25 protein-coding genes and 1 pseudogene are annotated in these 25,545 nt (G+C 43.4%); 15 read left to right on the forward strand and 11 right to left on the reverse strand.

The genetic code is table 11. The annotated features are described in order from the left end of the window. Nucleotides 1–12 precede the first annotated feature (12 nt). From BK126_RS17810 to BK126_RS17825, 4 genes are all read left to right on the forward strand, one after another. A complete protein-coding gene (locus BK126_RS17810; protein WP_076313885.1) occupies nucleotides 13–666 on the forward strand; it encodes a hypothetical protein in 654 nt (217 codons plus the stop codon). A gap of 209 nt (nucleotides 667–875) precedes the next feature. After that, on the forward strand, nucleotides 876–1,742 hold the full coding sequence (locus BK126_RS17815) for an aminoglycoside phosphotransferase family protein (protein ID WP_256702903.1): 867 nt from the start codon (nucleotides 876–878) through the stop codon (nucleotides 1,740–1,742). Between the two features lie 67 nt (nucleotides 1,743–1,809). Then, nucleotides 1,810–2,328 carry a GNAT family N-acetyltransferase gene (locus BK126_RS17820; RefSeq protein ID WP_076313886.1) on the forward strand — a complete coding sequence of 173 codons (519 nt, stop codon included), beginning with the start codon at nucleotides 1,810–1,812 and terminating at the stop codon, nucleotides 2,326–2,328. Between the two features lie 62 nt (nucleotides 2,329–2,390). Next, nucleotides 2,391–2,660 (forward strand): KGG domain-containing protein, encoded by a 270-nt coding sequence (locus tag BK126_RS17825; RefSeq protein ID WP_076313887.1) that lies wholly within the window; start codon nucleotides 2,391–2,393, stop codon nucleotides 2,658–2,660. 174 nt (nucleotides 2,661–2,834) lie between these two features. Here BK126_RS17825 and BK126_RS17830 read toward each other — a convergent pair whose 3' ends face one another. The 5 genes from BK126_RS17830 to BK126_RS17850 form a co-directional block, all read right to left on the reverse strand. Further along, nucleotides 2,835–4,061, reverse strand: a complete 1,227-nt coding sequence (locus BK126_RS17830; protein WP_076313888.1) for an FAD-dependent oxidoreductase — start codon at nucleotides 4,059–4,061, stop codon at nucleotides 2,835–2,837. A 69-nt stretch (nucleotides 4,062–4,130) separates the two neighbouring features. Beyond that, on the reverse strand, nucleotides 4,131–4,847 hold the full coding sequence (locus BK126_RS17835) for an FAD-dependent oxidoreductase (RefSeq protein WP_076313889.1): 717 nt from the start codon (nucleotides 4,845–4,847) through the stop codon (nucleotides 4,131–4,133). 85 nt (nucleotides 4,848–4,932) lie between these two features. After that, nucleotides 4,933–5,778, reverse strand: coding sequence for an SDR family oxidoreductase (locus BK126_RS17840; protein WP_076313890.1), 846 nt, complete (start codon nucleotides 5,776–5,778; stop codon nucleotides 4,933–4,935). Further along, nucleotides 5,775–6,215 carry a MarR family winged helix-turn-helix transcriptional regulator gene (locus tag BK126_RS17845; protein ID WP_076313891.1) on the reverse strand — a complete coding sequence of 147 codons (441 nt, stop codon included), beginning with the start codon at nucleotides 6,213–6,215 and terminating at the stop codon, nucleotides 5,775–5,777. Before BK126_RS17845 ends, BK126_RS17840 begins: the two co-directional genes overlap by 4 nt. A 295-nt stretch (nucleotides 6,216–6,510) precedes the next feature. Continuing rightward, nucleotides 6,511–7,281, reverse strand: a complete 771-nt coding sequence (locus tag BK126_RS17850; protein ID WP_076313892.1) for a helix-turn-helix domain-containing protein — start codon at nucleotides 7,279–7,281, stop codon at nucleotides 6,511–6,513. 118 nt (nucleotides 7,282–7,399) lie between these two features. Here BK126_RS17850 and BK126_RS17855 point away from each other — a divergent pair, with 118 nt between their 5' ends. Further along, nucleotides 7,400–8,539, forward strand: a complete 1,140-nt coding sequence (locus BK126_RS17855; protein WP_076313893.1) for a DUF2264 domain-containing protein — start codon at nucleotides 7,400–7,402, stop codon at nucleotides 8,537–8,539. 30 nt (nucleotides 8,540–8,569) lie between these two features. Further along, entirely contained in the window at nucleotides 8,570–9,685 is a 1,116-nt protein-coding gene (locus BK126_RS17860; RefSeq protein WP_076313894.1) for a glycoside hydrolase family 88 protein, read from the forward strand. Between the two features lie 138 nt (nucleotides 9,686–9,823). Here the strand turns inward: BK126_RS17860 and BK126_RS17865 are convergent, their stop codons facing one another. Then, nucleotides 9,824–10,615: an SDR family oxidoreductase gene (locus BK126_RS17865; RefSeq protein WP_076314106.1), complete on the reverse strand. Its 792-nt coding sequence runs from the start codon at nucleotides 10,613–10,615 to the stop codon at nucleotides 9,824–9,826. Nucleotides 10,616–10,914: 299 nt separating this feature from the next. Here BK126_RS17865 and BK126_RS17870 point away from each other — a divergent pair, with 299 nt between their 5' ends. From BK126_RS17870 to ppsA, 3 genes are all read left to right on the forward strand, one after another. Next, the gene (locus BK126_RS17870) at nucleotides 10,915–11,355 is read left to right on the forward strand and encodes a helix-turn-helix domain-containing protein (protein WP_076313895.1); all 441 of its coding nucleotides are present in this window, start codon (nucleotides 10,915–10,917) and stop codon (nucleotides 11,353–11,355) included. Continuing rightward, nucleotides 11,352–12,527 carry a macrolide family glycosyltransferase gene (locus BK126_RS17875; protein ID WP_076313896.1) on the forward strand — a complete coding sequence of 392 codons (1,176 nt, stop codon included), beginning with the start codon at nucleotides 11,352–11,354 and terminating at the stop codon, nucleotides 12,525–12,527. The genes BK126_RS17870 and BK126_RS17875 overlap by 4 nt, the downstream gene beginning before the upstream one ends. 267 nt (nucleotides 12,528–12,794) lie before the next feature. Continuing rightward, nucleotides 12,795–15,413: a phosphoenolpyruvate synthase gene (ppsA, locus tag BK126_RS17880; RefSeq protein ID WP_076313897.1), complete on the forward strand. Its 2,619-nt coding sequence runs from the start codon at nucleotides 12,795–12,797 to the stop codon at nucleotides 15,411–15,413. A 229-nt stretch (nucleotides 15,414–15,642) separates the two neighbouring features. On the opposite strand, the gene BK126_RS17885 is transcribed toward ppsA, so the two are convergent. Beyond that, entirely contained in the window at nucleotides 15,643–16,383 is a 741-nt protein-coding gene (locus BK126_RS17885) for a class I SAM-dependent methyltransferase (RefSeq protein ID WP_083655948.1), read from the reverse strand. A 202-nt stretch (nucleotides 16,384–16,585) separates the two neighbouring features. On the opposite strand from BK126_RS17885, the gene BK126_RS17890 reads away from it, so the two are divergent. Continuing rightward, nucleotides 16,586–17,515 (forward strand): VanW family protein, encoded by a 930-nt coding sequence (locus BK126_RS17890; RefSeq protein ID WP_445321887.1) that lies wholly within the window; start codon nucleotides 16,586–16,588, stop codon nucleotides 17,513–17,515. Nucleotides 17,516–17,534: 19 nt separating this feature from the next. On the opposite strand, the gene BK126_RS29885 is transcribed toward BK126_RS17890, so the two are convergent. After that, nucleotides 17,535–17,681: a hypothetical protein gene (locus BK126_RS29885; RefSeq protein WP_256702934.1), complete on the reverse strand. Its 147-nt coding sequence runs from the start codon at nucleotides 17,679–17,681 to the stop codon at nucleotides 17,535–17,537. Between the two features lie 37 nt (nucleotides 17,682–17,718). After that, a pseudogene (locus BK126_RS29890) lies at nucleotides 17,719–17,859 on the reverse strand (EamA family transporter); the annotation flags it as partial. A gap of 476 nt (nucleotides 17,860–18,335) precedes the next feature. Between BK126_RS29890 and map the strand changes: the two are divergent. The 4 genes from map (at nucleotide 18,336) to BK126_RS17915 (ending at nucleotide 22,117) form a co-directional block, all read left to right on the forward strand. After that, on the forward strand, nucleotides 18,336–19,082 hold the full coding sequence (gene map, locus BK126_RS17900; RefSeq protein ID WP_076313898.1) for a type I methionyl aminopeptidase: 747 nt from the start codon (nucleotides 18,336–18,338) through the stop codon (nucleotides 19,080–19,082). Between the two features lie 400 nt (nucleotides 19,083–19,482). Continuing rightward, complete coding sequence (yfmT, locus tag BK126_RS17905; RefSeq protein ID WP_076313899.1) at nucleotides 19,483–20,937, forward strand: benzaldehyde dehydrogenase; 1,455 nt, start codon at nucleotides 19,483–19,485, stop codon at nucleotides 20,935–20,937. 18 nt (nucleotides 20,938–20,955) lie between these two features. Beyond that, complete coding sequence (locus BK126_RS17910) at nucleotides 20,956–21,822, forward strand: methyl-accepting chemotaxis protein (RefSeq protein WP_076313900.1); 867 nt, start codon at nucleotides 20,956–20,958, stop codon at nucleotides 21,820–21,822. Between the two features lie 61 nt (nucleotides 21,823–21,883). Further along, nucleotides 21,884–22,117 carry a transcriptional regulator gene (locus BK126_RS17915; RefSeq protein ID WP_076313901.1) on the forward strand — a complete coding sequence of 78 codons (234 nt, stop codon included), beginning with the start codon at nucleotides 21,884–21,886 and terminating at the stop codon, nucleotides 22,115–22,117. A gap of 78 nt (nucleotides 22,118–22,195) precedes the next feature. Here BK126_RS17915 and BK126_RS17920 read toward each other — a convergent pair whose 3' ends face one another. Next, nucleotides 22,196–23,116 carry a TauD/TfdA dioxygenase family protein gene (locus BK126_RS17920; protein WP_076313902.1) on the reverse strand — a complete coding sequence of 307 codons (921 nt, stop codon included), beginning with the start codon at nucleotides 23,114–23,116 and terminating at the stop codon, nucleotides 22,196–22,198. 488 nt (nucleotides 23,117–23,604) lie between these two features. Here BK126_RS17920 and BK126_RS17925 point away from each other — a divergent pair, with 488 nt between their 5' ends. Beyond that, entirely contained in the window at nucleotides 23,605–24,381 is a 777-nt protein-coding gene (locus BK126_RS17925; protein ID WP_076313903.1) for an ABC transporter ATP-binding protein, read from the forward strand. Between the two features lie 144 nt (nucleotides 24,382–24,525). Here the strand turns inward: BK126_RS17925 and BK126_RS17930 are convergent, their stop codons facing one another. Then, on the reverse strand, nucleotides 24,526–25,140 hold the full coding sequence (locus tag BK126_RS17930) for a TetR/AcrR family transcriptional regulator (RefSeq protein WP_076313904.1): 615 nt from the start codon (nucleotides 25,138–25,140) through the stop codon (nucleotides 24,526–24,528). Nucleotides 25,141–25,545 lie beyond the last annotated feature (405 nt).

Raw genomic sequence — 25,545 nt, forward strand, 5'->3', positions numbered from 1 at the left:
AGAGATTATAAAATGTCAATCATGAAGAAGTTAGAGACAGCTCTACTCGGCTTAGTATTCATCATGTCAGTCCCACTGACAGCCGCAGCTGAAGAGTTAGATGTACAAAATCCGGAGAGTCAGTTTAGCTTAATCGGAGGTCAGCTCACATTCTCGGCAGATCCAATCATTTTTGCCGCCAAGGAAATCAACAACAAGGACTGGAAGGGAGCAACGGTAACCAGCAATATTCTTCTCACAGACAATACAGGCCGAGGGGACGGATGGACCATTACTCTAGCTGCATCAGATTTTGTAAGCCAGCCGCTTACGGATCCCACATCCGGAGGAAATGGGACATATACACTGTCCTATCCTGCCTCAAATGTTGAAGTTAGATCCGGACAGATTTATGTGAATACGGGGCAGCAAGTAGATACTACGTATGGTCCCTTATCCAAGAGCTTCTATCTATCATCTACACCACAAACCATTTTCAGTGCTGATCCAGGTTACGGTATGGGAGATTATCAAGTTAGTCCAACTTTTTGGATAAATACGCCAAAAACCGTTAACGTCAGTGAGCTTCATGGCACAGGATCTTCTTATGCGATCGGGGATACGGTGGGAGCAGTGGCAACTACATATACAAGTGTGTTAACGTACACACTGGCAAGCGGAATTTAACGAACAGAACTTAGTCAAAGCTTGAACGAAAAGAAAAAGATGCCTGCAGAAGCAGGTGTCTTTTTTAGCAAAAGAGCATTTTAAGATTGCTGCTGAATTGCCTACCTTCATATACATCCAGAGACCGATTTATAATTGGAGCTGTATGGTATACTCACAGAAAATGAGTACTGCACTTGCTTTCTATAACGGTTATGAGGGAAGGGAATATGTGCGATATGATAGGTAAACTTGGTAAGAAGATAGGGGAAGGTGGATGTGCAGAGGTTTTTGAATGGGAGGATGACAACAAGGTTATTAAGTTAGCTAAACCCAATACAAGTGTCACTGCACTAAGACGTGAATTTCATCATTGTCAAATTGCATGGGATTGCGGTCTTCCCGTTCCTAAACCAGTTGAGTTGATTAATGTTGATGGCCGTTCAGGGGTTGTATTTGAAAGAATTTATGGAGAATCCATTATGGAGCGTTTTATTAATAGAACTACAGAAGTCGCTGAAAGTAATGAATTGACACAGAAGATTGAAGATTATATTGACGCGAAGATGACGGCGCGACTTCTTTTTCAGATCCATTCTCATTCAGTTTTAAGCCTGCCGTGTCAGCGGGAAAACATCAAGAATGACATATTATATTCACAACACTTAACTGAACACGAAAAAAAGTCTGTTATCCATCACTTGGATCAATTACCGCTGAAACAGCAGCTATGTCATGGAGACCCTAATCCAGGAAATATACTTTTTAGAGGAGACGAAGCCGTAATTATAGATTGGAACAATGCATCGATTGGGAACCCTGAAGCAGATTTGGCCGAATATATCATCATGATCAGATATGCCATATTACCTCCGAATCTTTCCAAACACACCAAGAATGCTTTAGATAAAACTCGTGAATCCAGTATTCGTGTATTTATAGATGAGTACGAGAGACTGTCGGGTATTGGTTATGCTGAAGTCGAGTCCTGGATCGTCCCTATGGCTGCGCGGAAATTGGCTGCTGATGGAATTACAGAAGAAGAAAAGTCCTTATTGGTCACAGAGATTCGAAGATCGCTAAATAAGAGCATGTGAATAATTGTAGTGAGAAGGACCATTCTTATTTATGTTCAAATATTAAGCTGTTAAAGGAGGTCTTAGCTTGATTATACGTATATTAGAAGAGAATGACGCTAAGGCATATCAGGAGCTCCGGTTAAAGGCACTGCAAACCAATCCGGAAGCATTCGGATCAACTTATGAGCAAGAATTGAATTATTCTGCCGAGCAGGTAGCCCAGCGTATTTCTTCAACAAATACCAAGTTTACACTCGGTGCATTTATAGAAGATAAATTGATAGCTATTGTGACGTTCATACGCGATGGCAACTTGAAGACAGCACACAAAGGAAATATTTATGGGATGTATGTATCATCAGAACATCGCGGAATGGGCGTTGGCAAAAGGCTGCTCAAAGAGCTGATTGTATTTGCAGGGAAGCTAGAAGGATTGGAGCAAATGAATTTAACTGTTGTTTCAGATAATATCGCTGCCAAAAAGCTATACGAGGAGCTAGGCTTTACTATATTCGGCACCGAGAAAAGAGCATTAAAATATTCGGGAGTTTATTATGATGAAGATTTGATGGTGTTGGAGTTTAATAATTTGAGAGGCGGGTAATCAAATAACGTACCGGAAGTAAGACAACTTCCTATACTAATCTACTTAAGGAGTGAATTCAAATGGCAAACAACCGTGGCAACAACATGAGTCGTGAAGAAGCAGGTCGTATGGGTGGGGAAGCAACCTCTAACAATCACGAGAAAGAATTCTACCAAGAGATTGGGAAAAAAGGGGGAGATGCGACTTCCCGGAATCATGATCAGGAATTTTATCAAGAAATCGGCCGCAAGGGTGGAGAAGCCCGTGATGACTCCAACAGTAATGGTAAAATGAGCAGGGAAGAGGCAGGTCGTAAGGGTGGACAGGCCCGCTCCCGTCAGAGGGATTGATCTACCTCTGTTTCGATAAGAAAAGAATTTAGCAATTGTAAAATTTTTTCATATAAAAAAAGAGAATGATTCCGGAAGAGTCCGAAATCATTCTCTTTTCTATTGTTGCAGAGATATTACAGATAAATTCGATTGCGGCCGAGAACATAGCTGCCTTGATTATCTGAGTATCGTCTATTTATTCTTTCTAAAGCGATCATTTATCGATAAAGCTTGATCTACTGCAGGAAGGAGGATGGACATCGCGAACTTTCTAATCCATTCATTCGTAAACCGACGCTGCCAAAATAAAGGAGGACGTGCTTCATCGATCGCTTTCGGAGCATATTTCAGCATCGCCTTCTGGTACATATGTAATGCTGTGGGGATATCTTTTTGCTCATTAAGCATTTTGGCTAAATGTACAGCATCTATAATCGCGGTGCTCGCACCTAAACCGCCCGTCGGCGGCATGGGATGAACCGCATCCCCAATTAGTGTAATCCGGTTATGCTTCCAGGCAGACAGATTGCTCGGGAACCAGAATTTGAAGGCGGCTGTTTCTCCTTCAACCGAATGGTTGACGAGCTCCTGATATCCTTGATCCCAATCATGTAACAGCCTTAAAGATTCCAGTTGCAACTCACCGGAAGTCAATTCTTTCAGGTCAGTATAAAAGGTTTCATCTAAGGCAGCAACGGACCAGATCAGGTAAGGCTCCTCATGGACAATTAGGGAGTTAACGAATTCCTGCGGTCCGTCATAAACCGGGTCATGTACGGACAAGAACATCCCGATTCCCTGTGGTCCAGCCGCAAATCCAGGTCCTATGAACAAATCCTTGTACAAGGATGATCTGAAATGATTCGTCAGCCGCGTTTTGCCTGCGATCGCGGTCACTCCAGCACTTTTTGCGGTCTTTCTATTTAATAACTGTCTTGCAACAGCAGAGTTTACTCCATCTGCACCGACCAGGACATCTACAAGCTCACTTTCTGCATTGGCAAAATGAAGCCGGATGCCGGTGTCTGCTTCTTCATAGCAGGTGAAATGTGTGTCCCAGCGAATCTGGTGCTCCAGCTGAGAAGCTAATATGGTACGCAAGGGCAGTCTTCCGATCATAAGCGGGTCGCTATGGTCGGGTTGACGAATACGCAGCTTCGTCTGTCCTTGATGATCAAGGATCGAAAATTGCTTGAAGGTTTCCTTGCCTGTGCCGCTTTTTCTAAGTGCATGTTCTGTTTCTGCAGGCAGAGCAAGGTGTAGGGATTTGAGGGCTTCTTCACTGAGGTGAAGCCGATATCCGCCTGTACAGGAAGAGGCAGGATCGCGGTCGAACAGAACGACTTCGATATGTTGACTCGACAATGCATGAGCTAAAGTAAGCCCGCCTATTCCGGCGCCAATGATCCCCACCCGCATGATCGTGCTCCCCCAATGTCTTCATTTGTGAATTGTATTCCCTCACTTCGGACGTATATGGACGCAAAATCAGGATTTATATCCTCGAAAAATATCTTTTTTAATATGCCCTTTTTTAATGTTATTGGATCTTAGCAAATCGGATATGGAACCCACCATCGCTTGAGAACCGGCAACATAATAATATCCTTGATTGCCTTGATAGGTAGCGTAATTTGAGATGTCTTTATAAAGTATGTTTCGATCCTGATAATATTGCACACGAATAGAAGGGTGCTTGCTTGACAGCTCATCCAGTTCATCCGCATATAAAAACACTTCGGAATGGTTTATATAAAAAAGATGATAAACCGCTTCATAAGTATTTCGGTTCGCCAAATCTTTCAAAATCGCCCGAAACGGGGTGATGCCAAGCCCGGCAGCTATAAATAAAATAGGCTGTTGAGGTGTATCAACATACATTGGTCCAATGGGCCCACGCATGTCCATCTCCATTCCGGGTTCCAGTTCCAGCATCGCTTGCTTGAATTCGCTGGGACTTTCAGAGATTTGCATGGACAGCTGTATTTTATTCTCAAATGGGGCTGAGGCAATACTGAATGGCCGGGTTGGATTCGCTACTTTCCGGTGCGTGATATTAAATACGCCGTGCTGGCCGGCTTTCCAGTTTAGCGCATCACTTTTGTCGAAGATAAAGGTGTAAATGTCATTTGCCTCATGAATTTTGTCCCTCAGCTTGATTTTCGTTTTGTTGAAGACAGGCCTTATATCTTGAATAAATCCCATAATTATTTCTCTCCCTCTTCTAAAGTATAATATTTAATATAAACAAATGATCTTTTGGATGAGTTGTGGTTTCAACAGGTAACGGCTAGAGCCAATCCTGTTTGAAATCCTCAATATATTGCCTGATGGTTGTAGGATTCTTTCCAGTTACCTTCATATAATCATGCTTGATTCCTTTTGCAAGTCCGAGCTTAGTAGGCATATGAATTCCAGCAACGACATTAACGAATTGTGCATCTACACCTGACTGTGTCATATATTGCTTGAATTCTTTGATTGAAGGGTTCGTGTATTCAATTTTTACGCCAAGCACTTCCGTCATTAGAGCTGCTACTTCATAAAAATCAAGTGCTTCATTGCCGGTGATGACATAGATTTGGTTTCTATGCTTTGCTATCTCCGTTAACGACAGAGCAGAGACTTCTGCAAGATCTCTAGTGTCCACAAAGCTTGTTTTTCCGTTTCCTGCGGATACAAAAATTCGGTGTCTTTCTTTAATTTCCTTACAGAGAAAATCACTCAAATTTTGCATAAAATAGCCCGCACGAACGAATGTGTAAGGTATTTTACTTTTTTTGATCCACTTTTCCATCTTGTAATGATGAATAAATGGCATAAACTGCACATCTTTTAGTGATAGATAGGTAATATGCTTGATCCCTTTTTCCCTGGCTTTCTCTAGAAATACATCGAAATGAAGATGTTGACCAGGCGGATACATTAAAAAAATCCGGTCAACCCTTTCAAGTGCCTCATCAAAGGTACTTATATCTGAAAAATCAAGACGAACGAATTCATAACCACTACCATATTTGGCCATCGCTTGTTCAACATTTCGCACCGCACATACGGTTGGTATATTTCTATACTTCAAATTATTAGCAACCCAGAAGCCGACCTTTCCGGTAAATCCCGTTACTAATATTTTCATTTCGTATCCTCCATGAAGTAATTTTCTATTGAGTTTGATATTTTGTTTAGCATTCGAATGGTGTTCAATAGTTCTTCCTCTGAGAAGTCACGCAAAATATATTGGTACAGTTCAACGTGCTCATTTTTCTTGTCTTGTACAAGTTTTTTCCCTTTCTCAGATAATGCCAAGGTAACAACTCTCCGGTCTGTATCACTGCGGTGTCTGTCAATCAAGCCTAAGGTCTCGAGCTTGTCAGCAATGCCTGTTGCTGCACCGGAGGTCACACCAAAGTACTCTGAAACTTCACTAGTCTTGATTTCACCTTTATTGTTGATCATAAAAAGAAATATCATCAAACTATGATTAATTTCTCCTATGTCTCTAGGCTTCATAATCGAAATACTTACTTCACTTGCTTTTTTTAAGGATATAAGTAAATTTTCAAAGATGTTCATCGTGTCCTCCTCTATCAAATATCTTAGGGACTAAGATATTTCAATTGAAGTATATCAATAACTAAAATGATTTTCAATATTTCAGCAAGTAGGAGCTCGTTTCGTTTTCTAAAGTGTCGGACGCAAGCCCGCATATGAAGTGAGTTATGGAATGGTTTGGGCAGGTAGGCTTTGCGAGTCTGGTTCGAAAAAAATCGTAGAAACGACCCGTAGAAGAAGCACTTAAGAAAAAGCGACGGGTTCTACGGGTCGTTTTTAGGTTGCAGGCAAACTGTCTGGAGCATGAAGTGTGGAATCATGTTTCACTTCTGAATCGATACTGCCTTGGTGAGACTCCAATAAACTTCTTGAATTGTCTCATAAAATGGGTGTCGTTCTCGTAGCCGCATGAATGGGCAATGTGAGTGACTGACCACTCGCTGTGATCTAATAGATACTTCGCATGCTCCAGCCTGGCATTGATGATATCGGTCATGACAGAACAACCAAATAGCTCCTTATAGATGTGCTGGAAATACGATTTACTTAAATTCAAGCTCAGTGCGAGTTCCTGCACAGATCTGTACTTCTGGGGACTGCGGTACAGTTCGCTTCGAAGCTCGGTGAATCGGATGTAATAGTGTGGAGCAGTTCGTTCCCGCAGGTCCGTCAGTTTCATAAAAAAAGACCGAAGATCACTATCAATAATTCGCTCGCGCAGACGACCGTCGAGTCGATGCCTGTTCGTGAGCTCCATAATGCTTCGGGATATCAGCATCGGATCAGAGGCATCAACCGGCATATCCACAGGGAAACGGATATCCAGGAGGAATTCCTGAATGCCATCGCCATTACAATGAAACCAGTCGTTAACAAACGGGCTTTCCAGCTCGCGATAATAATGGGGCGTATGGGGTTGAAAGAGAATAAACGTATTTTTCTCTACCGTCAGGGTGTCGTCATGAAGCTTGACTTCCGTTCTGCTATTAAAAAATACAAAAATGTAGTTTTCTGAACCATTCGGTCTGTTTCGCACAATACCTTCACGGTGTATGGTATGGAACCCACAGGATAACAGCTTAATCATTCGTTTGCACTCCTAAGCACGATAGGTCAGTTTTTGATGATTATAGTTTATTGAATGGCCAGAGGCAACCGTCTATACTTTTTTGGGAAGCAAGGATATGAAAAAGGAGGCTGCAGCGATGTCCGTCGATCGAAATTATTGGGTGGATACTCTGGTTCGCATTGCTTATCCTGTACTGTATTCATTATCAGAACGTCGGCTTAAGATGGATATGCCTGTTGAAGCAACGGCTCGTGATCGATCCGATTACACTTATCTAGAAGCACTAGGGCGCACACTTGCCGGGATTTCGCCTTGGCTTGAGCATGGTCCGCGTACAGGAGAAGAAGGAGAAATTCGGGCGAGGATGGCCGATATGGCAAGGCGTGCCATAGATATGGCTACAGATCCGGAATCACCAGACTTTATGAATTTTGCAATAGGCGGACAGCCCGTCGTTGATGCTGCCTTTCTTGCAAACGCGGTGCTTCGCGCTCCTAATGAGCTGTATGTGCTATTAGATGAAAAAGTGAAGCAGAATTTGATCTCCGCTCTGCAGGCAACACGCATTATACGCCCTGTATTTAGTAATTGGCTGCTGTTCAGCGCGATGATTGAAACCGCTTTATTCCGAATGGGAGTCAAGGATTGGGATCGAATGCGTGTGGATTATGCACTGAGGCAGCATGAGCAGTGGTATAAGGGCGACGGAGCTTATGGGGATGGGCCTGCATTTCACTGGGATTATTACAACAGCTATGTCATTCAGCCTATGCTGGTGGACATATTGAATGAGGTTGGAGATCAGTATGGGGATTGGGCGGAACTCCGAGCGAAAGTATTAACGAGAGCTGAACGTTATGCCGCTATATTGGAACGATTCATTTCACCAGAAGGCACTTTCCCGCCTATTGGACGATCACTTGCCTACCGCTTCGGTGCATTTCAGCATTTATCGTTAATGTCCTTAAGGGAGGAGCTTCCAAAAGAACTGGAACCAGCTCAAGTTCGCTGTGCGCTCACGGCGGTCATCAAGCGGCAGGTACAGATGCCGGGCACTTTCGATGATAATGGCTGGCTTCGGATCGGATTTGCCGGACATCAGCCTGATATCGGAGAAGCCTATATTTCGACAGGCAGCTTATATTTGTGCACGACTGTATTTTTGCCGCTCGGGCTGCCTCCTGACGCTGCTTTTTGGCAAGGACAGGCCGAGTGGACGTCACTTAAGGCCTGGTCAGGTGGGAACGTTTATTTGGACAAAGCCATTATAGGATAAAACATAGAGTTCTTGAGAGGAGCATGTAATATGACAGTTCAACCGGATTGGGTGCAAGAAGCTTGGGATCAAACGGTAACAAAAGTGAAGCGAATTCATCATCGAATTGGAGACCGCTTTCCACACGCAAGTGTGAACGGAGAGTATCAGCTGGAGCGGGCCTCGTGGTGGACCGCCGGCTTCTGGCCAGGCATACTGTGGCTTGTTTATCGTGATACCAAAGACGAAGTACTCAAGGTAACCGCAGAGTCCTGTGAAAGTCAGCTGGATTCATTACTTACGGATGCCCATCAGGTAGATCACGATATCGGATTCATGTGGACTTTGACAAGCGGGGCAAGATATAAGCTTCTAGGAGCAGAGGACTCGAAACGAAGAGCGCTGCTTGCTGCCAACCTTCTGGCTGCGAGGTTCAACATTCAGGGTAATTATATTCGAGCGTGGAATGGAGAGAATAACGCTGGCTGGGCCATCATTGACTGCTTAATGAATTTACCTCTGTTACACTGGGCATCCCGTACGACGGGAGATCCAAGGTACAAGCACATTGCTGTGAAGCATGCAGATACGGTGCTGAAGCATTTTTATCGTCCTGACGACTCGGTTGCTCATATTGTCGTATTTGACCCTGAAACTGGAGAGAAGCGGGAAGTGATGGGAGGACAAGGGTACGCACCAGAATCAGCTTGGTCTCGTGGAACAGCTTGGGCGATTTATGGAATGAGTCTAAGCTATCATTATACTGGTAAGCAGGAATATCTGGATGCAGCTAAACAAACCGCGCATTTCTTTATAGCTAATTTACCGGAGGATCATATTCCGTATTGGGATTTCCGATCACCTGAAGGAGTGCCTTCGATTCGAGATTCCTCAGCCGGCGCCTGTGCCGCCTGCGGACTTCTGCTTATCGCAGATCAGGTTAACGGACTGGAGGCGGAGATGTACCGCAAATGTGCAGAGCGAATTCTCTACTCCTTGTACACCAATTATGGAGCATGGGAATCGGAGACAGAGGAAGGACTCATCTTGCATGGAACGAGTCATTACCCAGGGAAGAGCAATATTGATGTCCCACTAATCTACGGAGATTATTACTTTACAGAAGGCATTTCACTGTTAATGGGACACCACGATCGGTTCTGGTAAGATCTAAGTTCATAAAATAAATGATTCGACCTTATCATATTCTGCACGATCAGCCGCCAATTGGCGGCTTTTCTTTTTTTAGCAGATACAAATTTAGTTGATTACAATAAGCGTTCCACGATGTTCAATGCGCTGTGGTCATTTAAGAAGCGACTCTGCTCCATCAATATAAATTTCGGTTCCGGTGATATGTGAGGATAAGTCGGAAGCGAGAAATGTCACTAAATCTGCAATTTGTTCAGGTTGGCCTGGTCCGTGCTCCAGAGGCTGATCACCTTCAGGATATTCGACGGGGATCTCAATGTCCTTGATATCCATGGAGCTGTGTATGGAATCTCCAATATGGGTTTTAATCGCGCCTGGGCAAATCGCGTTCACGCGTATTTTGTACTGTGCAAGCTCAAGAGCAGACATCTTCATGAGTGCAATTTGTCCGGCTTTAGATGTGCTGTAAGCAGTATAACCAGGCTGAGAGAAAATACGGTTTCCGCTAACAGAGCTTGTAATAATAATACTGCCTCCATGCTCTTTCATGAAGGGAATGGCATGCTTAACGGTCAAGAACGTTCCTCTTAAATTCGTATGGATTGTGCGGTCCCAATCCTCCTCATTCATCGTTTCGATAGGGGCCATTTCCCCGGCGATCCCCGCGTTGGCAAACACAATATCAAGTCCTCCCCAATGTTCGCTTGCCGATCGGATTCCCTGCTTGATGTCATGAGAAGAATTGATATCACACTTCAGAGCTATGGCTTCGCCTCCGGATTCCTCAAGGTGAGCCTTCACGCTGTTCACATGATCCAGATCAAGATCTAATAGACATACCTTCACACCTTCTCCTGCGAATTGCAGTGCTGCAGCACGTCCTATACCCGAGCCAGCGCCAGTGATTACAGCGATTTTACCGTTTAGGTTAGGATGCCTTAACATAGCTTTGGTCCTTTCGATTTTAGAGTTTTTCAAGTATTTTAAACCAGTCATCGATACAATAAACTCCGAAACATTTGATTTTTTAGAAAAGAGGGCGTTGCTTGCTCCATTTATCTAGAAATTGATTAAGCACTACACTTGGAAGAAAGTTTGGTTTCGCTAACTTGGGACGGTTGGTGGAATAATAAATGAGAACCCTAAAGGAAATGCTACAATCCTTAACATGCAAATGTTAAAGTTCGTTGATAGAACTCACCTTAGATCTTCTATAAGATGTAACTTACAAGGAGATGAAAAATATGATTGATATGAATATTCGTACTTTTCGCAAAAAGCTAAAACTTAGCCAGGAACAATTGGCAGAGAAGGTAAACGTGTCACGACAGACCGTAGCAAAGTGGGAGAATGGAGAAGTCTTGCCCGATATATATAAATGCAAATTGCTTTCTGATATTTTTCAAGTCACATTGGATCAGCTCTCGCGCAGTATGAGCGAAGAGGAGGTGCACCAGGTTGCCCCTAAGGGGAAGCATTTTTTTGGTGTGGTAAAGGTAGGAGAACGAGGTCAGATTGTGATTCCCAAGCAGGCACGAGAAATGTATCAAATTCATGCAGGTGATAAGCTGGTGGTGTTGGGAGAAGACGCAACGAGAGGTATTGCTGTTATGAAAAGTGACGGTTTCCTGCAATTTGCAGAGATGATTAGGACATCCGAAATCACGGAGGAGGGAATAGAATGAGTAAAATTGTCTTTTTCTCGATACCCGCTCATGGTCATACCAATCCGACTATTCCCGTTGTCAGAGAAATAGTCAATAGAGGACACGAGGTATGGTATTATTCGTTTCTCGAATTTCAGGAGAAGATTCAAGCCTCTGGTGCTTCATTTATAGCCTGTGATGAATATTTGCCCAAGCTTTCACCTGAAGAACTGGATCGCAAGGCGGGCAAGGATTTTGCAGCATTGATTGAAATGGTTGCCGATACGACCATAGCTTTAGATGCGAAGGTGTGCAAGGAATTACAGGAATTGCAGCCGGATTGTATTGTATCCGATTCATTATGCTTCTGGGGGAAGCTGTTTGCCAGTAAATTAAAAATTCCCTATATATGCTCGACAACTACTTTTGCGTTTAATCAACATACAGCCAAGCTGATGAAGCGCAGCTTCAGGGAACTATTAAAGATGGCCTTTGGTATGCCCCGAATCAATAAAAAAATTCAGATGCTTAGGAATCACGGTTATGATGTGAGAAGTTTTATATCCATTGTTCAAAATGATAATGATACTGACACAATTGTATACACGTCAAAGGAATTCCAACCGATGGCGGACACCTTTTCTGAACGGTATGCCTTTGTTGGACCTTCGATTAGAACGTTGTCGCCGCAGGAGAACAATAAAAAGGATAGACAATTAATCTATATTTCCCTCGGAACCGTTCTTAATAAAAATCGTGAGTTCTATGACAATTGCATCAACGCATTTGCACAATCCAATTATACGATTGTCATATCCGTGGGTGAGAAGACAGATATTAAATCACTCGGCATTATTCCTGAAAATTTCATGGTGAGGAACACAGTGGATCAGATATCTGTATTACAAACCGCAGATGCTTTTATTACACACAGCGGTATGAATAGTGTGAGTGAAAGCTTGTATTTTGGTGTTCCCATGGTGTTATTTCCACAACACAGCGAACAAAAAATGGTTGCCAATCGGGTAGCTGAACTGGGAGCGGGCGTATTGCTGAAAGGGAAGAAGCGAGCAGATCTGGCAGCATCAGTAACGGAGGTGCTGACAAATGTGAAATATGAGGAAAACGCGAAGAAGCTATCAAAGTCCTTACGAAATGCAGGAGGTGCGGTAGAAGCGGCGAATGTGATTCTGAAGCAGACCCAGGAGTGACATTATGGTGATCTATGCCAAAATTTCGTTTCGTTCAGGTTACCCCGAGATCAGAGTATATCCTGAATAAACAAATAAAGAACTTCGGTAGCCAGTACCGGGTTCTTTTGTCTTGTATATGAACAAAAACGCTGATATAATAAAATAGATTTTCTATCGCTTTAAATATGTAGGCATAATTAACTCATCTTATATATTAAGAATATCATGCCGGCATATGGTGTGTCAAATGTTTTTTCTCAATCTTAGTAGTAAGGGGAGATATGGATGGATTATCCTTTGGTTCTCGGTTTTCAAGAAATGGATAGAACGCAGTTATGGCTTGTTGGTGGAAAAGGGTTAAATCTAGGAGAGTTGTCCAAACTTCAAGGAATTGAAGTGCCAGATGGATTTTGTATCACAACTAGAGGATATGAAGCAGCTATCGCACAAAACAAAGTGTATCAGGAACTGCTTAATCGACTTGCTATGCTAACTGTAGAGGATCGGGATCAGATCGGTACAATCAGCGAGGAAATTCGGCATATCATCAGGGCTGCAGGAATCCCTACCGATGTTAAGGAAACGACAGCTCACTATCTCTCCAAGCTGGGTGAAGAACATGCCTATGCCGTGCGTTCGAGTTCGACTGCTGAGGATTTGCCGCATGCTTCTTTTGCCGGACAGCAAGACACATACTTAAATGTTATTGGCACAGAAGCGATATTGCAGCATATCAGCAATTGCTGGGCATCTCTATTCACAGACCGTGCGGTGATGTACCGAATGCAAAATGGATTTGATCACAAGCAGATTAAAATATCCGTTATCGTTCAAAGGATGGTGTTCCCAGAAGCCTCAGGGATATTATTCACTGCAGATCCCGTAACTTCGAACCGAAAGCTTCTCACCATTGATGCCAGCTATGGACTAGGGGAGGCACTCGTATCTGGAATCGTATCTGCAGATGGCTATAAAGTGTGTGACGGAGAAATCGTCGATAAGAAGATAGCAACAAAGAAATTAGCGGTGTATGGACGGCCAGAAGGCGGTACAGAGACACAGGAGATTCATCCCGATCAGCAAAACACACAGACGTTGACGGATCAGCAAATTATGGAGCTCGCTCGGCTCGGTAGACAGATTGAAGCTCATTATAACGCTCCACAGGATATTGAATGGTGTTTGGCTCATGATACATTTTATATTGTGCAGAGCAGGCCAATCACGACGTTATATCCAATTCCACAGACAAATGATCAGGAGAATCATGTTTATGTGTCAGTCGGTCACCAGCAAATGATGACAGATCCCATCAAGCCGCTGGGTATGTCATTTTATCTGTTAACGACACCTGCACCTATGCGCACAGCGGGCGGAAGATTGTTCGTCGATATTACGCCAGTGCTGTCTACAGCTGCTGGGAGAAATCACATGATCAACACGCTGGGACAATCCGATCTGCTCGTTAAGGATGCCCTCATAACTCTCTTAGAGCGAGAAAATTTTCTTCCTGCATTAGAGCCAGAGAACAAAGAACAGAGTAGAAATGCAGGCAGTGACAGCAAGTCGTCTACAGCTTCTGAGGCATGGGTTGAATTCGATAAGTCCATCGTATCAGAGCTCATCCATAAGACTCAGAATTCCATCGCAGAGCTGAAGCATACGATAAAAGCGAAATCAGGAAGCGATTTATTCGATTTTATTCTGGAGGATATGAAGCAATTAAAGAAGATCTTGTTTGATCCACAAAGTTCACAAATAATTAATGAAACGATGAAGGCTTCAGCCTGGATCAATGAACATATGTACACCTGGCTTGGTGAGATCAATGCAGCGGATACCTTATCCCAATCGGTACCACATAATATTACTTCGGAAATGGGTCTTGCTCTGCTTGATGTTGCCGATACCATACGTCCTTATCCGGATATCGTGGACTTTTTACAAGAAGCAGAAGATAACCGCTTTATAGAGGATCTCGGTACTTTTGACGGCGGACAGAAAGTGCAGGATGCCATCTATGCTTACCTGGACAAATACGGCATGCGCTGCGTCGGGGAGATTGATATAACGCGAACGCGTTGGAGTGAGAATCCGATGACACTCATTCCTTTAATCCTAGGGAATATTAGAAATTTCGAGAAGGGCGCAAGCGAGCTTAAATTTGAGCAAGGACGCCAGGAGGCACTCCATAAAGAGCGAGAGCTTCTGGAGCGACTAAAGCGGCTGCCGGATGGTGAGCAAAAAGCCAAAGAGACCAAACAGCGAATCGACCTCATTCGGAATTTCAGCGGATTTCGGGAGTATCCTAAATATGGTATGATCAATCGATACTTTATATATAAGCAGGCGCTGTTGGTAGAAGCAGAACAGCTTGTGCAGGAAGGTATTATTCAGAATAAAGAAGATATTTACGATTTGACTTTTGATGAACTTCATGAGGTCGTGCGCGCCCATACACTAGATTACCAGCTGATTAAGAATCGAAAAGAAGAGTATCGTCGATACGAGAAGCTGACGCCACCACGCGTAATGACCTCTGATGGAGAAATGATAGCAGGCAGATACCACCGTGAGAATCTTCCTCCGGGAGCGATTGCGGGGTTGGCTGTGTCTACCGGAATTATTGAAGGACGTGCGCGCGTCATTATGAATATAGAGGATGCGATTTTGGAGGATGGAGATATATTAGTTACCTCTTTCACTGACCCTAGCTGGACACCCTTGTTTGTATCTATAAAAGGTCTTGTCACTGAGGTTGGCGGACTGATGACTCACGGAGCCGTGATTGCTAGGGAATACGGTATACCAGCAGTGGTCGGTGTAGATGATGCCGTTAAATTGATTAAGGATGGGCAGCGAATTCGTGTGAATGGAACAGAGGGGCATATCGAATTGCTGTAATAGGGCTTCTCTGGAATTTGGCTGATTGGTTCTTTTGTCGTCAAGAGCAGGTTCTCAGCGAGATCCAGTAATCGGGATTAATAATTTGATGAGTATCCCATTTCCTGTGCAAGACTCTTTACACTGGGTGTACCTGAAGGTGTAATAACTTCTATTGTACAATGTTCATTCAATAGCGTTTCAAACTTTGATAATAAAAGAAAGCAGGGGGTAATCCCCTGCTTGGCTACTATAGCTTTCTTGCTTTAATTACAAAAGTAACAGGAAGCAGCTTGGCTCTGTGTGCAAGCTCACTGTTATCTGTCCGGGAATGCAGCAATTCTTCGTCCGTTTCCTCAATCATTTGTTCAATGACAAAGCCCGCTTTTGATAACGCATTCACAAAGGTTGATAATTTGCGATCCGCTAAGGTTAGCAGGCCTTCATCAAGAGGTACCGGATACCAAGCTTCATCGAAATAGCTCTTTGTAAATACAAGCATATCATTCTCAGCAGTTACACATTTGTGTATAGGGTGAGACCAGCTGAATATAAATACTCCATCCTTTTTAAGATAAGAAGCAATCCGGTTAAAAGTTCCCTCAAGGTCCGTGGTCCAGCCTATAGCATAGATCGAATAAACAAAGTCAAAATAATCCGCTGGTATCCCGCATTCCTCTTCCATAGGTGAACAGATCAATTTAGCTGACACACCGCAAGATTGCAGGTGCTGCGTTGCCTTCTCAATTTGATTATCAGATAAATCAATGCCCCATAATTCAGAAGCACCTCGTTCTCCCTGATACTGCAGGGATTGACCGTTTCCACAGCCGATCTCCAGCAGTTTTTTTCCGGTTACCTCGCCAAAGAGCTGGTGTTTTTCTTCTGAAATAAATGCTCCATAGTGAGGAAGCACGATGGCTCTTAAGAAGTCATTTCCAATAGTATCCCAATAGTAGCTGTTTGTTTTATGTATTGAAGTAATGTTCATGCAAGACCCTCCTCGACAATTGTAGAGTATTTCGTGTCTAATTTCAGGTTCAATTTTACCAGATAACTTCCATACTAATGAAGAAAAATAAATAAGGGGGAGTAATTTCATCTCGGGGATAATGATGCATGAATTTCTCAAAAGATTACCATAATACCAGAAGGACTGTTATGGAATCGATTGGGGAAGGAGGCAGACGCATTTGAAATGGTTATCCATCATGGTCCTGTTGGGACTGCTCACGACACAGGCAAATCCGGCGGATCTATTAACTGTAACCCAAGATGGTAACTCACTAAGCACACTGGATCGGAGCGAGTATAATATTGGCGTGTTTCCGCTCATTAACACGGATACCTATGAACAGTGGGTGGACAAATTGGATCGTAAGACGATAAAGAAGCCTGAGAACGCACGAATTGCATTGGATGGTCATATTGAAGAGGGACAGAACGGATATCGCTTGGATCGACGTAAAATGCGGGTACTCTTCTACAACTATTACTATGGAAAGGGGCCGGCAACGGTCGAGCTGCCAACCTACATACTACATCCCAAAGTAGATAGCGAGATACTGACTTCAATCCGAGCGAAGCCGATCGGGTATTACGTTACTTATTTTAATTCTAATAATAAAAATCGCTCGCATAACATCGCATTGGCGGCCAAGGCGATTGACAGCGCTGTTGTTTTTCCGGGAGAGACCTTCTCTTTTAACGAGGTTGTGGGTATGAGAACGGTAGAGAAGGGTTACAAAAGAGCAGGCGTCATTGTCCGGGGTGAACTATCGGAAGGTGTAGGTGGTGGAATATGTCAAGTATCCTCTACTTTGTTCAATGCCATTGACAAAGCGGGGCTGCAGATCGTGAAGCGGTACTCTCATAGCCGAAACGTACCTTACGTTCTGGCTGGAAGGGATGCAACCGTCAGTTGGGGAGGGCCGGATTTCGCCTTTGAGAATGCCTATAATGAGCCGATCCTTATTCGGGCTTACAGCAACGGGGGACAAATTGCAGTGGCTGTGTATTCATCGGAATTTATTGAGTATCAGCCACGGCACGTACCAGGTATGTCCAAGCAGCTGCCTGAAGAGATCATCGACCGACGGGAGACCTCCGTGAATGGAGACTAGCGTTCTTGTTTCGTTGATTCTATGAGTTTGCGCGATCTGAAGAGGCCTCTTTATTAAGAGCTAAGTAGATCACCATGATCATGATGCAGAGCGTGCCCATCCATTGAAATCCTCCAAAGGATTCCTTCATCCAGAATACGGTCGTCAGCACGGCTGCCTGGCTCAAAGCTGTTTTCTGCTGCCCTTATTACAACAATGGACGGTAAGAGAAGGAGTATTCCTGCAATCAGTAATCGGACAGTTACGAACGATCCCATATCTATTCCGTATTGAAAGAGCTTTTTTGCAACCGTTCCGCCAATCCCCCAGAATAAAGCTCCCAAAATAATTAGAATTAAACACATGCTATCACACGACGATCATTCACCATATTAACGGATATATCCCATTGCACTGGCATGAAGAACTCCAATTTGTACTTGTAGTCAAAGGGCAGGCTGTTTTTTAGATTCAGGAGAAAAAAGTGAACTTGTCTAAGGGTGAAGCGTTATTTATCAATAGTGGCTGCCTGCACCTTGCCAGAGATAACAATAATTCGGGTTGTGTCTATATTTGTTTGAACGTTTCTCCGAGATTCATGTTGTCCCAAGAGTTATACGGAACTTATGTGAAACCTTATATAAAAGCAACGAACAGACGAGCAGTGGGTGACAGGCATTATAGACAGCATCCTTGAGATTGACCGTTTGATCCAGCAGCGTCCACCAGTGCTGCCGCTATTTTCAAAGATTTATAAAGGGAATAGCCCGATTATCCACAAATATTTAAATAACTGATAGATGTGGTACATTAGATACATTAGTTAAATGGAGGGGCTTAGATGACAATAGGATCGCAAAATGATATTGAAGGTCTGAAGGAAATAGGGAGGATTGTTGCCTTGACGATCAAAGAAATGAAAAATCAGGCACGTGCAGGAATGACAACAAAGGAGCTTGACGAAATTGGAGGGCAGATTCTGGGCAGGTATGGTGCTGTATCGGCACCAAAGATCACTTATGATTTCCCTGGAAATACCTGTATTAGTGTTAACCACGAAGTGGCTCATGGAATACCAGGTAACCGAATTATTCAGCCAGGCGATCTAATCAACATCGATGTTTCTGCAGAAGCGGGGGGTTATTATGCGGATGCGGGGCAATCTTTTTTGATTCCTCCATATGAGCCGTCATTAATGCAGTTGTGCCAATACACACATCAGACAATGATGAAAGTAATCTCTTCACTGAAGCACGGAGTAAAATTGAACGAAATTGGAAGGATTATTGAAATCGAGGCTAAAAAAGGCGGATACAACATCATTAAAAATCTGTGCAGTCATGGTATTGGAAAATCACTGCATGAGTCTCCGACTGAAATTCTGCCCTTCTACAACAAACATGATAAACGCGTATTGAAAGAGGGTATGGTTATAACGATCGAGCCTTTTCTATCTACAGGCGCAGGATATGCCGTTGAGCAGCTAGACGGCTGGACATTAGGTGTCCCTGACAATAGCTTTGTAGCACAGCACGAGCATACTATCATTATTACCAAGAATCAGCCTATTATCTTAACTGCAGTATAGTTGGTTATCTAAGTCAGAAACGCAAGATCGGTGACATCTCAGAGCGTACTACGGCCGCTATAGCGGCCGTAGTACGCTCCTTTATAATGTCTCCATTGATGAAATTTAAATGAAGTGTTAATTATGTTCAGCATTTGTGTGAATCCGGTGATCTCCTTAGCATCAAAATCGTTAATTGAATGAAAGGGCTTGATTGCAGGTGTTTTTCGTTCATTTATTTTACGTGTTTAAATGAACGATCGCATGATAACCTTTCTCCAATATAGGCATTAAGCACTAAATATCATTGGTAATCCCTGTTTTTGCCAACATTGGTGCAAAACGATCTTATTCAACACAAGTATTTTGACGATATTATATTTGATCATCTGAAGCAATCGATAATTAGAGGAGGAAGCATATGAACTACATAGAACTAGGGAAACAATTTATAGGTGGTGACTGGAGAGAGGGATCCAGCGAGAAAGTGCTGCATGATATCAATCCATATAATGATGAGATTATCACGACTTTTCAAATAGCCAGCGTAAATGATATTGATGAAGCATACAAATCAGCTCATAAAGCCAAGCTCGAATGGGACAAGGTTAATCCTTACAAGAAACGCGATATTCTGGAGAAAGCTGTTACATACATAGAAGCAAATGAAGATGAGATTACATCCCTTATCATTCAAGAGCTGGGTGGTACTCGGATGAAGGCCGCGTTTGAGATTGGTCTTGTTAAGAATATGATAAAGGAAGCGGCTACCTTCCCGCTCCGCATGGAAGGAAAGATTCTTCCATCTACAGAAGATGGCAAAGAAAATCGTCTATATCGAATTCCTGCTGGAGTGGTTGGGGTTATCAGTCCATTTAATTTCCCGTTCTTCTTATCCATGAAATCTGTTGCGCCTGCCCTCGGTGCGGGAAATGGTGTGGTGTTAAAGCCGCATGAGGATACACCGATTACAGGTGGTACACTGATTGGCAAGATCTTCGAGGAAGCAGGTATTCCAAAAGGTCTATTAAATGTTGTTGTTACTGATATTAAGGAAATTGGAGATGCGTTTGTCGAGCATCCGATTCCTAGAATTATTTCCTTTACGGGATCAACTCAGGTCGGTAGCTATATTGGCCAGCTGGCAGTCAAGAACTATAAGAAGCCTCTTCTGGAGCTGGGTGGAAATAGTGCATTCATCATACTAGAGGATGCTGATCTTGATTATGCAGTTCAAGCGGCAACTTTCAGCAGATTTACACATCAAGGTCAAATCTGTATGTGTGCCAATCGTATTCTCGTACAAAAATCAATATATGAACAATTTATCAGCATGTTTAAAGAAAAAGTAGCTGCGCTTAAGGTGGGGGATCCTAGCGATCCAGAGACGGTCATTGGTCCTGTCATTAATAGACGCCAGGCAGAAACACTTGAGAAGCTTATTGCGAAGGGAATTGAGGAAGGAGCCGTTCCTCTCCTGCAAGGCAAGATATCAGGAAGAATGGTAGAGCCGACGATTCTCATTGATGTCAATCCTGAGATGATCGTTGCTCAAGATGAGCTGTTTGGTCCGGTTGTCTCCATCATTCCTTTTGAAACAGAAGAAGAAGCCATTGATATCGCAAACGATACGAGATTTGGACTTAGCGGTGCAGTCCACACTTCCAACCTGGAGCGGGGGGTAGAGCTGGCGAAAAAAGTGCATACCGGCATGATCCATGTCAATGATATTACGATAAACGATGAGCCCATCATTGCGTTTGGTGGAGAGAAGCAATCCGGGTTAGGTCGTATGAATGGAGCATGGAGTCTGGATGAATTTACGACGATGAAGTGGATTTCGGTTATCTATGGACAGCGGAAATTTCCGTATTAAGAACAAGGAGAGAAGAAGATGAATACATCAATGGAACCCAACACACAGCACGATCTTATCAAATCATTTATAACAGTAGCTCCATTCTTGAATAGCCTCTCAAATGATGACATTACCATTGGAATCTATGATACAGAGAAGCTGATCATTAATATTCCGGGGAAGACTTTCTCTCTTAATGTAAGCCCGGGAGACCCTTTAATGGAAGGGGATATTGTAACCAATGCCATTCGAAATAATACGGCTTTATCCGCGATTGTACCAAAGGAGCTGTTTGGGTTTCCTCTAGCGGCTAGAGCGATTCCACTGCATGACGAAGAAGGCAGAGTGATTGGTGGAATTGGTATGGGGACTAGTCTTGAGAAAGCGAGCAAGCTGTTTGAGATGGCGGAGAGCTTCTCCGCCATTGTCGAGGAGTCTACGGCCTCAATTGAGGATATTAGTCGTGCTGTGACTCATCTTAATGATCGTGTGACAGGCATGACTGCACAAATGCAAGACATAAGTTCAAGTGCTCAGCAGATTGGCAAGATCTCGGCCGTAGTTAAGGAGATTTCGGATCAAAGTAACCTGCTTGGTCTGAATGCTGCTATCGAAGCTGCTCGAGCTGGTGAAGTGGGAAGAGGCTTTTCGGTTGTTGCCGGAGAGATTAGGAAGCTGGCTACGAGCTCCAAGAGTAACGTAGATCAAATTAATGGTATCACACAAAATATCCAAGAACTGCTGCTGCGTTTAAACCAAGCTTTTTCCGATATTCATACACTTGCTGATACCCAATCAGGTACCATTCAAGAATTTACGGCTACGATTCAAGAGATCAGTGTCAAAGCAGAAGAGTTAGCTCAGGTTGCAGAACAAACTTTGTATTCAAACGATAGTCAGTGAGTATATACATGCTGGTAATGGACAACCCTTAAGGTAAAAATTATTGAGAGGAGTTCAACTCTTGAAATTTGAACTTGGGCGTTGCTTACTCAATGAACGATTAATGGTATCCGATAGGTCTGTGGAATGGCTGGCTAAAGAGCTGCTGATTAAACCGGAACGAGTATACGACTTTATCGAAAACAAAAGAGTGATGCCCCTCAAAATGGCGATATCCATCGCCTATACTATCGGTTGTGATGTTGCTGACTTGTATGAACGGATACCGAGCTTATCTGAAACAAAGAGAGATTAACAGATGAATCGGCGGCCTGCATAAGACTTATAAAAAAAGATCGATTCATTAAGAACCGATCTTTTTTTTATATACGAATTAGAACGGCCGATCACCAGCAATAGATACGCGCTCTGCCACCCTGCGATGCGGGTAATAATCAGAGACAGCATAATGCTGGGTTGCCCTGTTATCCCATAGTGCGACGGAATTGGCTTCCCAATGGAAACGAACCTGATATTCTGGAATGTGAGCCTGACGGAACAGGTAATTAAGAAGCTTCTCGCTCTCTTCCTCCTCAAGTCCGACAATCCGGATGGTGAAGGCGCCATTAACAAATAGTGTCTTGCGCCCCGTTTCGGGATGAGTCCGCACGATGGGATGCTCTGCAGCAGGAAACTCTTCCTGTTTTGCAGCAAGGATCTCCGGCGGCATAAAGCGTCCGAACGTCGTCGTAAAATCATGTATGGCAGTAAGCCCGTTGATTCTTTCTTTTATTTCATCTGGAAGGTTGTCATAAGCTGCTCCCATATCCGCCCATATCGTGTCACCGCCGAAGGGAGGGACTTCGGATAATCGAAGCACAGAGCCAAGGGCAGGGTCAATACGCCAGGTCACATCTGCATGCCAAACATTTTCATTGCCAGTCATATTTGCGTTTTTCTCAAACCGCGTAATTTCTTCTGAGCTTCCACGGGGGAGGAAAGGATGCTTCTCAAGTTCTCCCCACTCTTTGGCAAAAGCCACCTGCTGTTCGCTCGTAATGTGCTGGTTCCGGAAGAACAACACTTTCCACTCCAGAAATGCGCGATGAATTTCGGCCTTGATTTCAGGAGTCAGCGGCTTTCCAAGGTCAACACCTTCGATTTCTGCTCCAATAATCGGCCCAAGCGGTTTTAATGTGAACAAGGTATAAGGACGATCCTCTAATCCTTCTGCAAGTCGGTTCAAATGTCTCGCTCCTGCTTTAAATTCCCGGACAGGTGCGTAATCACGTGACAGATAAGTGGTTTGACTCATGGATATTAGCCTCCTCAATTATAGTATTCCTACGTTTTTAGTGGACTTTAGAACGAAAAAAAGACGCCAGAGAAGTCAGACACGAAGAAGATGGATTACATCCCTCGTATCCGAATCTCTGGTCGTCCAGTTGATCCGTTCATCGCTTACAGACTGATTTATAGTTCAGTGTGTGATGGACCAAATCTTATCAGCAAGTATCGCAAACTGTCAACCTGTATTTTTCTAAAATATGTAAGATTTTTTCGCGGTTTAGTTTAGTCTTTTTTACTTACTAATGTAATTCTACCTGTTTAATCGGGTATTGACAATATCCTCCCAGCTCTGCTAAGATGAGCCACAACAACGAATGATTTGGATTTCTTAACGGTAATTTAAATCGATATGTGTGAATCGACTGGAACGACCAGAGATTCGGCTGCACCCCTTTTTTTCAGAAGGTGAGCCGAGTCTCTTTTTTATTTTTCACTAAGAATGGGGGAGCCAATATGTCCGAAGAACGAAGATCAATTCTCGAAGTGAACGCAGTGAATAAAACCTTTAGAGGAGACCAAGGCTCTAATCATGTGCTGGATGAGATCAATCTTACAGTGAAGGAAGGGGACTTCACGACCATTATTGGGCCGAGCGGCTGTGGGAAGAGCACACTGCTCAAAATTGTTGCAGGCCTTGATACCGATTACGAAGGGGATGTATTTCTCAAAGGGAAGCGGGTAGATCGTCCATCTCAGGAAAAAGGCTTTATCTTTCAGGAGCACAGGCTGTTTCCGTGGCTCAGTGTAGAGCAGAACATTGCAGCGGATTTATCACTAAAAGATCCGGAAGTTCGAAGCCGAGTCGACGCGTTGATTGAACTGGTTAAATTGAAAGGTTTTGAAAAGGCATTTCCAAGAGAACTCTCGGGTGGGATGTCACAGCGGGTTGCCATTGCACGGGCACTGCTCAGAAATCCGGAGGTCATGCTGCTCGACGAGCCGTTTGGTGCACTGGATGCTTTTACAAGAGGCCATATGCAGGAGGCGCTGCTCGATATATGGCAGACCAATAAGACTGCGATGGTTCTCGTCACCCATGATATTGATGAAGCGGTATTCTTGTCCACCAGGGTGGTCGTGATGGACCGGCGTCCAGGTCGAATCAAGGCGATCGTGCCGATTGATCTACCCTATCCACGTAAACGAACCAGCCGTTCCTTTACTGAGCTGCGTACTTTGGTATTGGATGAGCTGGATCACCGGGAGGAGCAAGAAGCATACAGTATTTGAATTCAATATTATATTAACGTAATAGCGTTTAATATAATACATAAGAACCCCCACTAGTAAACAAGGTTAGAAAGAAATCGGGTAATTTAGATTTCTCTTGTTGAATGATGGGGGTTTTTATGTTGTATACTACACTCGTCAAGCTTACATGGAGGCGGGTGATCCCAATAACGTACCGCGCAAGAAGATTTCCACGATCTCCTTGCCTAAATTGGCAGAGTAAGTCTCATTTTTATTACCTATAACCATCATGGTAGAGAAAGTTTGAGCCAGTAGCATTGGATTATTTTTTCGAAGTATATTACGTTCCATCGCCTCTCGAAAATAGTCAGCTAATTCCTCGTAAATTTGATTTTCAGCTTCTCTAATCTTCTGGATCTGTTCCTCACTCAGAAACTTCTCTGCTTCTCTAAGAAGCGTCTCTATTTCCGCATGGGGATTGGCTAATCTTGCTTCTGCAACCTTTAGTAATCCTTCTTCCAGATGCTCTGCATCTCTTAATAATCCTGACGTATGTTGATGTACATTCTTGAACATAGTCGTAACCGCAACCTTAAAAAGTTCAGCTTTGCTGGTGAAATGATAGTAAATGGTCGGTTTGGTCACATTGCAAGCTTTAGAAATTTGCTGGAGCGACACGGGCTCATAACCATGACTCATAAACAGCTGTGCAGCCGTTTGAAGTATAACTTCTTGTATGGATAACTCATGTTCAGCTTGTTTGGGTCTTCCTGGTGAACGTTGAATATCGATATTCATCAACATAACCTCCGTGAATATTTTATGACAAATAGTCTATTTGAACAAATGAATCGTGCAGTGAACCTTGTAATTATACTTAACGGTAAATATAATTTACTAGAAATGTATCAGCAATTCAATGTCAAGAAAAAAGCGAGCGGGTATTTTATCAGCAGCTACACTCGTATTAATTCTTTTGTACAGCCAAAAGCGGAGAGACTTACAATTTTTTGCGCTGCTCACGTTAATATTTGTAAGTATTCAAGGAGCAATGGTTGCGCTCTTGGTGGTATTTAGCAGGCGTATGCTCTCTGATTTCCGCTGTGTAATGGAACATTATTGCCAGAACTATCAGGAGGAGTGGGAATTGCATGAGTATAAGAATAATAGAGAACTGAGAATCTTAGGGAATAGCGCACTTAC

The sequence above is a fragment of the Paenibacillus sp. FSL H7-0326 genome (assembly GCF_001955535.1).
Lineage (GTDB): Bacteria > Bacillota > Bacilli > Paenibacillales > Paenibacillaceae > Paenibacillus > Paenibacillus shunpengii.